Source organism: Candidatus Symbiopectobacterium sp. NZEC135 (genome assembly GCF_025962695.1).
Genome location: NZ_JAGFPF010000039.1, coordinates 1 through 12,887, shown reverse-complemented (window position 1 = coordinate 12,887; position 12,887 = coordinate 1). Strand labels below are relative to the sequence as shown.

The 12,887-nt window shown below is 51.8% G+C and carries 11 protein-coding genes; 6 read left to right on the top strand and 5 right to left on the bottom strand.

The annotated features are described in order from the left end of the window. Positions 1 to 148 precede the first annotated feature (148 nt). Together J5224_RS16970 and tus are read left to right on the top strand one after the other, a co-directional pair. Entirely contained in the window at positions 149 to 1,387 is a 1,239-nt protein-coding gene (locus J5224_RS16970) for an MFS transporter (protein WP_413544689.1), read from the top strand. Between the two features lie 154 nt (positions 1,388 to 1,541). Then, complete coding sequence (gene tus / locus J5224_RS16965; protein WP_264626489.1) at positions 1,542 to 2,471, top strand: DNA replication terminus site-binding protein; 930 nt, start codon at positions 1,542 to 1,544, stop codon at positions 2,469 to 2,471. Positions 2,472 to 2,474: 3 nt separating this feature from the next. On the opposite strand, the gene fumC is transcribed toward tus, so the two are convergent. Then, positions 2,475 to 3,872, bottom strand: a complete 1,398-nt coding sequence (gene fumC / locus J5224_RS16960) for a class II fumarate hydratase (RefSeq protein ID WP_264626488.1) — start codon at positions 3,870 to 3,872, stop codon at positions 2,475 to 2,477. Between the two features lie 190 nt (positions 3,873 to 4,062). On the opposite strand from fumC, the gene manA reads away from it, so the two are divergent. The 4 genes from manA (at position 4,063) to add (ending at position 9,001) form a co-directional block, all read left to right on the top strand. Next, a complete protein-coding gene (manA, locus tag J5224_RS16955) occupies positions 4,063 to 5,235 on the top strand; it encodes a mannose-6-phosphate isomerase (RefSeq protein WP_264626487.1) in 1,173 nt (390 codons plus the stop codon). Positions 5,236 to 5,283: 48 nt separating this feature from the next. Next, positions 5,284 to 6,846 carry a YdgA family protein gene (locus J5224_RS16950; RefSeq protein WP_264626486.1) on the top strand — a complete coding sequence of 521 codons (1,563 nt, stop codon included), beginning with the start codon at positions 5,284 to 5,286 and terminating at the stop codon, positions 6,844 to 6,846. A gap of 68 nt (positions 6,847 to 6,914) precedes the next feature. Further along, positions 6,915 to 7,889: an arsenic resistance protein gene (locus J5224_RS16945; RefSeq protein WP_319802448.1), complete on the top strand. Its 975-nt coding sequence runs from the start codon at positions 6,915 to 6,917 to the stop codon at positions 7,887 to 7,889. A 98-nt stretch (positions 7,890 to 7,987) separates the two neighbouring features. Then, positions 7,988 to 9,001, top strand: a complete 1,014-nt coding sequence (gene add / locus J5224_RS16940) for an adenosine deaminase (RefSeq protein ID WP_264626510.1) — start codon at positions 7,988 to 7,990, stop codon at positions 8,999 to 9,001. A 30-nt stretch (positions 9,002 to 9,031) separates the two neighbouring features. Here add and J5224_RS16935 read toward each other — a convergent pair whose 3' ends face one another. The 4 genes from J5224_RS16935 to J5224_RS16920 form a co-directional block, all read right to left on the bottom strand. Further along, the gene (locus J5224_RS16935) at positions 9,032 to 10,078 is read right to left on the bottom strand and encodes an acyltransferase (protein WP_264626485.1); all 1,047 of its coding nucleotides are present in this window, start codon (positions 10,076 to 10,078) and stop codon (positions 9,032 to 9,034) included. A 160-nt stretch (positions 10,079 to 10,238) separates the two neighbouring features. After that, positions 10,239 to 11,231: a bile acid:sodium symporter family protein gene (locus tag J5224_RS16930; RefSeq protein WP_264626509.1), complete on the bottom strand. Its 993-nt coding sequence runs from the start codon at positions 11,229 to 11,231 to the stop codon at positions 10,239 to 10,241. A 157-nt stretch (positions 11,232 to 11,388) separates the two neighbouring features. After that, positions 11,389 to 12,435: an oxidoreductase gene (locus J5224_RS16925; RefSeq protein ID WP_264626484.1), complete on the bottom strand. Its 1,047-nt coding sequence runs from the start codon at positions 12,433 to 12,435 to the stop codon at positions 11,389 to 11,391. Between the two features lie 227 nt (positions 12,436 to 12,662). Beyond that, on the bottom strand, positions 12,663 to 12,887 hold a 225-nt coding region (locus J5224_RS16920; RefSeq protein WP_264626483.1), incomplete at its 5' end, for a helix-turn-helix domain-containing protein.

Below are 12,887 nucleotides of genomic sequence, written 5' to 3'. Positions count from 1 at the left end.
TTATACAAAACATTTTTACCCTTCTATGATCCCTTACGCGTGATGCACTGCATCGCACGCAGAATGCCGCATAAATTTGCTACTTTCCCCCTGTTGCCAAGGAATAGTTTTGAGTACGTCACTTTCTTCAGTATCTGATTCGGTCACTGTGCCAGATGACGAACGACGCAAAGAACCTCTGAACCGTAAAATCCCCATCGCATCCAAATCACCGTATATCACCCGTGGTACGCCTGCATTTATTCGCGTTACGCTGGCACTGTTTTCCGCAGGGCTTGCGACCTTTGCCTTGCTGTATTGCGTACAACCGATTTTACCGGTGCTATCGCAAGATTTTGGCATTTCTCCTGCCACCAGTAGCCTGTCACTATCGATTGCCACGGTGATGCTTGCGGTGGGGCTATTGTTTACCGGCCCGCTTTCCGACACGCTGGGCCGCAAGAATGTTATGGTTATTTCGCTGCTGCTGGCCGCATTTTGCACGCTTGTTTGCGCCTTTATGACCAGTTGGCACGGCGTGCTGTTGATGCGCGCATTGATTGGGCTATCGCTAAGCGGTGTCGCGGCGGTAGCCATGAGTTACCTAAGCGAAGAAATTCATCCCAGCTTTCTGGCCTTCTCCATGGGGTTATACATTAGCGGGAACTCTATCGGTGGCATGAGTGGTCGCTTAGTCACTGGGGTGCTGACTGATTATTTTCCCTGGCGCGTGGCCATCGGTGTTATGGGCGTTCTCGCACTGGTTGCGGCGTTGATGTTTTGGCGTATTTTGCCTGACTCACGCCATTTTCGGCCCGGTTCGCTGCGGCCCAAATCATTGCTGATTAACACCAGGATTCATTGGCATGATGCCGGATTACCCTGGCTGTTCCTTCAGGGATTTTTACTGATGGGTGCCTTTGTTACCCTGTTTAACTACATTGGCTACCGGCTGCTTGCTCCACCCTACACGTTGAACCAAGCCATTGTTGGCTTGCTCTCGGTGGTGTATCTCACTGGCAGTATCAGTTCACCGCGTGCAGGCGCAATGACGGCACGCTACGGACGCGGTGCGGTGATGGCCGGCGCCGTCGGACTGATGCTTACGGGGTTATTACTGACAGCTTTTGGCGCATTGTGGCTTATTTTTATCGGCATGATGCTGTTTACCGCCGGTTTCTTTGCGGCACACGCCGTTGCCAGCGGTTGGATTGGCGTACGGGCACGCCGTGCGCGCGGTCAGGCTTCATCAATGTATCTGTTTTGCTACTACGTTGGCTCCAGCCTGGCGGGTACGCTCGGCGGCGTGTTCTGGTCACATTATGGCTGGCAAGGCGTGGCGTTGTTTATCGGACTGCTGCTGCTGATTGCGCTCTATGTCAGCCTGTATTTGCGGCGTAACCTGTAGCATAATCGGACGGCATGTTCGGTTTATCTTGAATGTGTCGTCCAAGCCTTTTTCCTCTCTGTAAGACTAATCCAACGTGCACTTGCCGACCGGGAATAATGCTATTACATTATAAGTATGTTGTAACTAAAATAGCATATACCACTGAGATGTTATGGATCACTATCAACTGATTGCCGCCCTTCACGGCACTTTTTCTTCACTGGAACAGCAGCTTGTGGAATTTCGTCAGCGTTTAGCTTCGCTTACGCTGCTTAACGCGCGCGTATTCACCCTTCCCACCGTGGAAAAAGGGAAAGAGCACGATCCCATCACCCAGATCCCTGTTACAGCGTTGCAAGGAGAAGAAGCCTGTGCGGCGGGGTTGGCGCATTTTCAGCGTTTGTTTATTCATCATTACGCCGAGACCGTGAGTAGCAAAGCCGCTATTCGCTTACCCGGTGCGCTGTGTTTTCAGGTGACAGAGGCCGAATGCGAACATATTCGACAATCTGTTGAGGCGATTAATACCTTGAAAGCAATGCTGGAGCAGTTGATTACTCGCGAATCCGGTTTGGCTGCTGAGCAACGGTTTGAATTCGTGCACGCGCATCTGCCCGGATTGATCACGCTGAGTGCCTATCGCTCGCTCACCCTGTTAACCGAACCTGACACGGTGCGCTTTGGCTGGGCCAATAAGCACGTGGTGAATACGCTAACGCGCGAGGTGGTATTAGAAAAACTGGAGAAAAGCCTTCAGGCAACCCGCGGAATTTCACCGACAGAAAAGGCCACATGGCACGCTCGGGTAACACAGGAACTTATTGATATCAAAAAATTGCCGCAGGATGCCGTGTTGAAGATAAAGCGACCGGTGAAAGTGCAGCCGATCGCCCGTGTGTGGTATCAGGACGCACAAAAACAGGTACAACACCCCTGCCCGTCGCCCTTATTGGTGCTGTGCCGCGATCCGTCACGCATCCCCGTGATAGGTGAGTTGAGAAACTATCTAGCCGACAGCACTCAACCCAAATTCAGGCCAAAGGCTAAAGCGCTGCGGTTGTTAATTCCGCGCCTTCACCTCTATCTGGATGAAAGCGCGTAACGGTTATCCAATATGCAGGCTACCTACCATATCCTGCGGGCGCACCCACTCATCAAACTGCGACTCGGTTAAATAACCGAGTTTCAATGCGGACGCTTTGAGCGTTAATCCCTCTTTATGCGCCTTCTTGGCAATCTCTGCAGCCTTATCGTAACCGATGTGGGTGTTTAACGCGGTCACCAACATCAGAGAATCATTCAGCAACTGTTCGATGCGATCGCGGTTAGGTTCAATACCAATGGCACAATGCTCATCAAAGCTCTTCATACCATCTGCCAGCAAACGAACCGATTGCAGGAAATTATGGATAACCATGGGGCGATAGACATTAAGCTCGAAGTTCCCCGACGCGCCCCCCATATTCACGGCCACATCGTTGCCCATCACCTGGCAACACAGCATCGTCAGCGCTTCACACTGGGTCGGATTCACTTTCCCCGGCATGATAGAACTGCCCGGTTCGTTTTCCGGGATGCTTAATTCGCCGATGCCGCAGCGCGGACCCGATGCCAGCCAGCGCACATCGTTGGCGATTTTCATCAGTGACGCAGCCAGCCCTTTCAACGCGCCGTGTCCATGCACCAGCGCATCGCAGGTTGCCAGTGCTTCAAATTTATTGGGTGCAGTAATAAACGGTTGTCCGGTCAATTCGGCCAGCGCGCTGGCGACGCGAACCGCATATTCAGGGTGGGTATTAAGGCCCGTTCCGACCGCTGTGCCGCCGAGCGCCAGCTCGCTCAAATGGGGGATGCTGTTTTCGATGTGCTTACGGTTATGTTGCAACATGGCCACCCAACCGGAAATCTCCTGCCCCAGAGTCAGCGGCGTCGCATCCTGCAAATGGGTACGCCCAATTTTAACGATGTCGCTAAACGCCTCGGCTTTCGCCTGTAACGTCGCCAAAAGCGCATCAAGCTCCGGCAACAGATGGGTGTTGAGAGCGATGACGGCAGCGACATGCATCGCCGTGGGAAAGACATCGTTCGAACTCTGGCTTTTGTTAACATCATCGTTGGGATGTACCAAACGCGCATTACCGCGTTCTCCCCCCAGTATTTCGCTGGCGCGGTTGGCCAACACTTCGTTCATGTTCATGTTACTTTGCGTGCCGGAGCCAGTCTGCCAAATCGCCAGTGGAAACTCACCGGGGTGTTTTTCGGCCAGCACCTCATCGGCGGCCTCAATGATCGCCGCATTCTTGTCATCCGGCAGCAGGCCGAGTGTATTATTCACCTGTGCGGCCGCGCGTTTGGTCAACGCCAAGGCGAAAATCAGCGCTTGCGGCATCTTCTCCTCAGAGATACGAAAATGCTCCAAAGAGCGCTGCGTTTGAGCCCCCCATAGCTTAGTAGCGGGAACCTCAATCGGGCCCATGGAATCTTTTTCGATACGTGTCGTCATTGGTTTTTTCTCCTAACATTCCTAAAAAGGACGGGGATCATGGCCTTGTCTGGCATCGCGATTGAGAAACTATTAACATGCACATCAAGCGCCATCGTCTGCAAGCAAAGGCAGTGTATTCATATTTAATGCTTTTATTAACCTCTATAGTCACATAGTTTAACAAATTACATAACAATCGAGTGTGAACATGCAAAAAATGCGCAATAGCATCCAGCACTACGCCTGGGGAAGCACAACAGCATTGACGGATCTCTACGGTATTGAGAATAAAGACAATCTACCGATGGCAGAGCTTTGGATGGGTGCACATCCCAAAAGCAGTTCATGGGTGGTGAACGAACAGGGTCAGGAGCAGCGTTTACGTGACGTTATCAACGATGCGCCAGCGGCGATCTTGGGAGCTGAGATTGCAGCACAGTTTGGTGAACTGCCTTTTCTGTTTAAAGTCCTTTGTGCAGCGCAGCCGCTCTCGATTCAGGTTCACCCCAGCAAATCCGCCGCCGAGCAAGGATTTGCCAGGGAAAACGCGCTCGCGATCCCGCTCGATGCGCCCCATCGCAATTACAAAGATGCCAACCACAAGCCAGAGTTGGTGTTTGCCTTAACGCCTTTTCAGGCGATGAACGGTTTTCGTGAGCACGACGATATCGTGGCGCTATTGCAGCCCGTGGCCAGCGCACATCCGTCCATCACTGCGTATTTACAGCAGCCCGATGACAAAAACCTGTCGATGCTGTTTGCCAATTTATTGAGTATGCGCGCAGAGATCAAAGATCGCGCCCTGGCGGTGTTAAAAGCCGCGCTCACCTCACAGCAGGGTGAACCCTGGGCAACGCTGCGCAACATCATTCAGGAGTACCCTAATGACAGCGGACTGTTTTCCCCACTGTTGCTCAATGTCATCACGCTGCAACCGGGACAAGCGATGTTTCTTTACGCCGAAACGCCGCATGCTTACCTGCACGGCGTGGCGCTGGAGGTCATGGCAAACTCGGATAACGTGCTGCGGGCTGGGCTGACTCCTAAATACATCGATATTCCTGAGCTGCTGTCGAACGTCAAATTTACCGCCAAACCGGCAGACCAGTTGTTAACTCAACCGATTGAAGACGGTGAAACCTGTTATTTTCCCGTACCTGTCGCTGATTTTGCCTTTTCCCTGCATCACCTGAAGGCGCAGCCACAAATGCTGAGCCAACAGAGCGCGGCAGTGGTCTTTTGTATCGACGGAAAAGCCACATTGATGAAAAATGGCCAGCAACTTACGCTTCGCCCCGGCGAATCCTGTTTTTTGCGCGCGTCCGAGTCTCCCATTAGCGTAGAGGGAAGTGGACGACTGGCGCGCGTGTATAATGGTTAGAAACATTCTTCCCTCAAAGGGATGCTTACTTAGAAAAGGAATCACGCTATGAAGAAGTCTCTGGTTGCCGCCGGAGTTATCGTCGCGCTGGGTGCCGTGTGGACAGGTGCGTCATGGTATACGGGCAAGCAATTGGCACAAAACATTGATACGGTTACCGCTGAATTTAACAAGCAGTTGCAAGAAACCTATCCGAATTCAGGTTTCAAGCTGGTGTATCGTGATTATCAGGGAGGGGTGTTTAGCAGTACGTTTTCACTGGTGTTGCAGCCCGACGGCTCTGCGTCAGAAACGAGTCCGTTAGCGCCTAAAAACGAAATAGTGCTCAACGAAACTGTTTCACACGGCCCACTACCGCTCACACTGCTAAAAAAAATGAATTTACGTCCCAGCATGGCGCATATTCACAGCGAACTGGCTAATACCGAAGCGACCAAAGAACTGTTTGATGTACTTCAAAACCAGCCGTTCTTCAGCGCAGAAACGCGCGTGGCATTCAACGGCGATACTGCTTCAATTATCTCTCTGCGCCCACTCGATGTTGACAGTGAAGGCACCAAATTTAACTTCAGCGGCACCGATATTGCGCTAGACCTTGCTCACGATCTGCGCAGCAGCCGAATCTCAGGTACGGTTTCTCACTTTTTATCAGAAACGACCAACTATGAGGGCGGCAAAGAAACGATCGTTCTTGAAGGTCTTGGGCTAGAAGCGAGCAACCATCGCGGCAAGTTTAATCTGGACCTCGGCGACGGTAGTGTTACCTTGAAATCGATGAAAGTGACACCGCCAACAAGTGACCCTGTCACTCTGAATAACTTCGTGCTCAAAAGCAGCATGAGCGAAGACGACAAAAACCTCGCTGGCGCGATAACGTTGTCATTAGACGCACTGCTGCTCAAAGATCGCGATCTGGGTAGCATGACGTTCAATTTCAACTTTAACCAACTCGATGGTGAAGCGACACAACAGTTCGCCAAAACCTATAAGACCTTGAGTGCATCATTCCTGGAGTCGCCGACGGCCATGGATCCACTGCGTTTTCAGTATGAGCTTGGACAATCGTTACGCAATGCCCTACCCAGCCTGCTGAAAGGTAACCCGAACGTTACCATCGCCCCCTTGAGCTGGAAAAATGCCAACGGTGAAAGCACGCTCAACGCCTCACTCAATTTAAGCAATCCGGCACAGTCCACAGAGTTAACGCCGCCGGCACAGAGCGATGAAGAAGGAGTGTTCCGTCGTGCGGTCAAACAACTGGATGTGACGTTGAATGCCCCCATGGCAATGCTGGCTGAAGGGATTGTGCAGGCCGGTGGACAGGCACAATCAGAGCAAGAGCATCAGCAACTGATTGCGAGTGCACAAGAGCAAGTGAAAATGCTGGCTGGCGTCGGTGAAATGAACCAAATCACCGTCACCAAAGATGACGCCATCACCAGTTCACTGCACTATGCGGACAATCAGGTTGAGTTCAACGGACGTAAAATCTCACTGGCAGAGTTTATTGCCCCTTTTATCGATATCCCTACCGATGAAGGTGACGAAGGCGATGATGCCGAGCCGGAAACGCAAGGCTCACCGGTAGTCGTCCCCCCACAAGCGCAGTAATGCCTGTACCGCCTGCGCACGCTGGCAGGCGGTCATCCTCTGAATCCACTGAGTGAATGGTCATACCGTTGGATAAAAACACCCTCGAGTCGCGCCAGAGTGTACTTTATTTTGCTGCAATGGCACTGGCCTGGCTGGCAGCACAGGTTTTTTCTGAAACAGGCAGTTGGGTCAGGTTCATCAACCCGGCGTTAGCCATTATGCTGTTCGTGACCTTTATGCAGGTGCCGCTGGTAACGTTGCTCGAAGGGTTACGCAATGTGCGTTTTATCAGCGCGCTGTTAGCTGCCAATTTCATCGGCGTCCCGTTATTACTGTTGCTTATCCGCCCGTTGCTGCCGGAGCTTCCCCTGGTGCAATTTGGCATTTTGCTGGTGCTGTTGGCGCCCTGTATCGATTACGTTGTGACCTTCTGCCACCTCGGGCGCGGTGACGCCGCCCGTTTGCTGGCCTGCACCCCGCTGCTACTGGCGATGCAATTGCTGTTGCTACCACTTTATCTGGCGCTATTCCTGGATGATGCGGCCGCAGCGTTAATCTCGCCGACCCCGTTTGCTCACGCGTTTACCTGGCTGATCCTGATGCCGCTTATCGGCGCAGGCTTATTACAAAAAATTCAACCACGCTTTTTTATCGCCCAACGGATCGTCAACGCTGCCAGTTGGCTACCGGTGCCCGCGACAGCCCTGGTGATCTTTTTAGTGATTGCCTCTGTCGTGCCACAGTTGGAACTGGCGCTTGACTCGGTGCGTCAAGCACTACCGTTTTACCTGCTGTTTGCCGTTGCCGCACCTTGTATTGGCGCGTTGACGGCGCGCCTGTTTGGCTTGAACACCACCAGCAGTCGTGCGGTGGCATTTAGCTGCGCTACGCGTAATTCATTAGTGATCCTGCCACTGGCGTTATCGATCCCAGGGGCCATGCCAGTGCTCCCGGCGATCCTGGTTGCACAAACCGTGATCGAAATGATCGCGGAATCCTGCTATGTACGCGTTATCCCTCGCCTGGTGCGTAACACAGGCAGAAATCGCCCCTCGGTGTAATCGGCAATGGTATTTCATGCCTTATTGTTTATACTAAACAGTACCTTAATAATTTTATGGCTCCGCGCATCTTAGTGCGCGGAGCGAAAGAAGCCATGATGATCGATCCTTCAATTCCGTTGACAGACATTCACCGCCACCTTGATGGCAATATTCGCGCGCAAACGATCCTCGATTTAGCACGTCAGTTTAACGTCACCCTGCCTGCACAGACGCTTGAAACACTGATCCCACACGTGCAGGTCATCGACAAAGCCGCTAACCTGCTTGGTTTTCTGCAAAAACTCGACTGGGGCGTTGCCGTGCTCGGTTCTCTCGATGCCTGTCGCCGCGTAGCTTATGAAAACGTAGAGGATGCGGTACGGGCCGGTCTTGACTACACCGAGCTGCGATTCTCCCCTTATTACATGGCGCAGCGCCATGCGCTTCCGCTGCAAGGCGTAGTCGAGGCGGTTATCGATGGCATACAGGCAGGCTGTCGCGATTACGATACTGATATCCAACTGATTGGTATCATGAGTCGCACTTTTGGATCTGAGGCGTGCCAGCAAGAGTTGAATGCCCTGCAAGCCTGCCGCGACAAGATCGTAGCACTCGATCTGGCTGGGGATGAGCTAGGCTTCCCGGGCGGTTTGTTTACCTCACACTTTCGTCAGGCGCGCGATAACGGTTGGCATATTACGGTTCATGCCGGTGAAGCGGCGGATGCCGAGAGCATCTGGCAGGCCATTCGTCAATTGGGAGCTGAACGCATTGGTCACGGCGTGGCAGCGATAGTGGATAAAACACTAATGACGCACATGGCACAGCAGCAGATCGCCATCGAATCCTGCCTGACGTCAAATATTCAAACCAGCACTGTCATGTCGTTAGCCGAACATCCACTGCCCCACTTTCTGCGCCACGGTATCCCCGCGACCATCAACACCGATGACCCAGCAGTACAAGGGATCGAGATAGCGCACGAGTATCTCACTGCCGCCCCGCAGGCCGGTCTGACTGGTGATGAAATGCGTCAGGCGCAGCGCAATGGGTTGGCTGTCGCGTTTCTTTCCGAGCAGGATAAACAGCGTATTCGTGAAAAGGTACAACGTAAGCGCGAACGCGCATAAGCTCTGGTGCCCTGGGGCGATCCCTCGCCCCTACAGGCTTATCACACGGTTTATCCAGCGTACCCGGCTTAACAGGCAGCAAATCAGGTATGACAGCGCAAAGGTCAAGGCACCATAGAGCACAATAAAACCATACACGGACAAAAAGCTGAACATCGGGTACAGTCGGTCATAAAGCGCGGTGTTGTTAATCTCGATGACAAATATATTGTGTACCAGATAAATCCCCAACGTTTTACTGCCAACCTGACCGATCACGCCTTCCAACCAAGCAAAACGGGTATGTAGCATTAAATAAAATGCGCAAACGGCTGAAATTTGCAGTGGCAGGTTATAGAACTTTCCGTAGAAAAAAACGATTCCCCAATGCTGGGTTAGTAAGGTCAACGCGCAGAAGCTGAGTAATGCCAGTGCGATTCCTGGTAAATAGTGGCGTGCCGATAATAAGGTAGGTTGATATACCAATCCAAAATAGCCACCCATCAAAAAACTGACCAGACCAAATACCTGGCTGGACATTAACAAGGCCGGATGAATAAACGGCGGGATACCGAACAGGCTATTCATTATTTTCTCTACCAGCGTCAGGTTGGCTAATAGAAGCAGCGCAGCGATAACATAAATCAGCATCTGGCGATTAGCATCAATAAATACCGGACGCAGCAATGGCACGATAAAATAGAGACCAATAATCGAGAATAAAAACCACAGATGGCTGGCCTCACTCGCGGTGCGATCGGTGTTAAGGTACACCCAGAAATCGTGATGCGTTGCACCCAGCACACGCGTCAGCACAACATTGTCATACAGATAGTAAAAAAGTAGCCAGAAAACCAGCGCGATCGCGATGGCTTTTGATTTAGTCATAACATAACAATATTGATCCTCGTGGCGATTATTCAGCAAAAAATAGCCACTCGCCATATAAAACATCACCACCCCACATTGTCCGGTCTGACGAATAAACAATACGCCGAAATCCTGAGGATCTCGATTCATAAAATAGAGCGAAATATGTGAAAGAATAACCAGAAAAATCGCAATAATCTTCATCAAGTCGAGACTATAAATTCGCATACCTCGCCCTCATAACCAAGAGAATGTCCGAGATAACTCACGTTTGAGAAGTATTGGTGATTTTTACGATGATAAAATGCAAAAAACGATTTTCGCTAAGAAAGGGCGTTAAGGCCGGACGATTACCCGGCCTGAGAATAATACTAAATAGCCTGAAGCATTAGGCCGGTTTCACCGGTTGCGTGTTGGCCTTTTTATTGGCATAGCGCTGTGCCAATGCGGCGCACACCATCAATTGAATCTGATGAAAAATCATCAACGGCAGTACCATTGCGCCAACGGCGGCCGCAGGAAACAGCACATTAGCCATAGGAATACCGTTCGCCAGACTCTTCTTGGAACCACAGAATACGATGGTTATCTCATCTGCGGTATTGAAGCCCAATTTACGCGCCGCCAAGGTATTCACCACCAGCACAATTGCCAATAGCACAATCGAACAGACCACCACGGCAAGCAGTGACCAGCCGTTAATTTGTGTCCAAATCCCCTGCACTACGGCTTCGCTGAAGGCCACATAGACTACCAAGAGAATCGATGATCGGTCAGTGATATTAATCAATTTGCGGTGACGCTCGACCCAGCGAGCAATCAGTGGACGAGAAAGATGCCCTAACACAAACGGTACCATCAATTGCAGGATAATCGAGCCAATCGCGTGCAGCGTATCCGTCTCCCCACCTTGGGTGTGCATCAACAGACCGACAAGAATCGGAGATAAAAACACGCCAAGAATACTGGACGCAGACGCGCTGCAAATAGCAGCCGCCACGTTGCCCCCCGCCATTGAGGTGTAGGCAATCGCCGATTGTACAGTGGCAGGCAGTGCACACAGGTAGAGAAACCCGAGATAGAGCGTGGGTGTCAATACCGTGGGCACCAGTGCGTTCATCCCCATGCCCAGTAGCGGGAAGAGTAAAAAGGTGCTGGCGAACACCACCAGATGTAAACGCCAATGCCCCATGCCTGCCGTAATGGCTTCACGCGAAAGCTTTGCGCCGTGCATAAAAAACAGCAGTGCGATGGCTGCCGTGGTCAAATATTCGAAGAACGTTTTCACGTTACCTTCGCACGGAAAAACCGATGCCGTGAGCACCACTACAATCAATACCAGTAAAAATTTATCAATACGAAGGCGTTGTAACCATGACAAGGGAGAGAATGAAGCCATTACAGGAACCTGCTGTTTTTGAAAAAAAATACAGGCAATCTTACGATCGCCTTTATCAACGAAACACCAACAAGATCAAGACTAACCTTGCATCATAAGGAGATGAAATGATAAGGCATTGTGCTATCCGGTGTCGGTATCACTGGTTTTTGACCATCACCGCACGCCGTTCCTGATGCGAGAGCAGGCCAAGCTCAATCAACTCCATCACCTGTATCGCCTGCTCGGCAGGCACCGGGTTTTCGCCTTTGCCTTGCAACGCGTCACGCACCGCAGCGTAATAGGCGGGGTAATTACCCGGCAACGTGGTTACCGTCTGCTCGGCCATAACCCCATCCTGATGCAGCGTGAGCACGCCATGACGCACATCCTGCCCCCAATCCGTTTGCGGCAAACGTACACCGGATTTCAAACGATCTTCTTGTGGATCAAGGCCATATTTGATGAAGCTGCCTTTGGTGCCGTGCAGCGTAAACCGGGCAGACTCGGCGGCCACCAGCATACTGGCGTGCAGTACCACACGACGCTGGGGATATATCAAGGTGGCATGGAAATAATCTGTAGCCTTACCACCAGGGCGCAGTTGCGCTAAATCCACATTAACCGCTACCGGCAGTCCAAACAGTTGCAGTGCTTGATCCAACAGATGTGGTCCTAAGTCATACCAGATTCCGCTGCCTACACTGCCATCTTCACGCCAGCGCTGGCGCACTTCCGGGCGGAAACGATCAAAATGGGATTCGAGATACACCACCTCTCCCAACACACCGTTATCTACGAGCTGTTTTAGCGTGAGAAAATCGCTGTCCCAGCGACGGTTGTGGAACACGGACAGTAGCTTACCGCTGTGAGCCGCCACCTGCGCCAGTTCTTTCGCTTGTGACAATGTCACGGTAAAGGGCTTATCCACTACCACGTGTTTGCCCGCCAACAGCGCCTGTTTGGCCAAAGGGAAATGGGTTTCATTCGGGGTGGGAATAACAACAAGGTCAATATCGGAACGGTTGAACAGCGCCTGCGGATCGTCAACAACGGTAACCTTGGCCCAATCCGCATGCACTTTTTGCGCATCACTGCTTGATACGGCGACCAGTTCCATACCCGGCACGGCGGTTATCAACGGCGCATGAAACGTCTTGCTGGCATAGCCATACCCTACCAGCCCGACGCGAATGGTATCACTCATGGAATGTCCCCTCGGTAGTATTGTCCTTGTCATCAAGGCATTAGCATGAGTATAGCATCAACGCAAGTGGCGCTGTATGCGCTTTGATGGCGGACTGATGCTGGAAATTTACCGGTGGGTATGCTTGATAAGCATATCGCTGAATAACTTTTTAAAATATTACTGCCTTTCCTCCGAGAGGCAAGGTAAGCAACGTTGCCTCTCGTTTAGCCTGTGACAGCGATATTTTACACCCCGAGCGCTTGCGCCCCCTGACCGTGCCAATTGGCCGATTCCGTTTTTGCCGCTGCGGGATAATTTATTTCACTGCTGCGACGCCGGAAATCGCTCGGGCTGACGCCAACGCGCTTGCGAAACACGCGGGAAAAATAAAGTTGGTCGTCATAGCCCACCACCCGCCCGATATTGGCAATCGATTCCTGCGTGGTTTGCAGTAACAGCTTGGCCCGAAT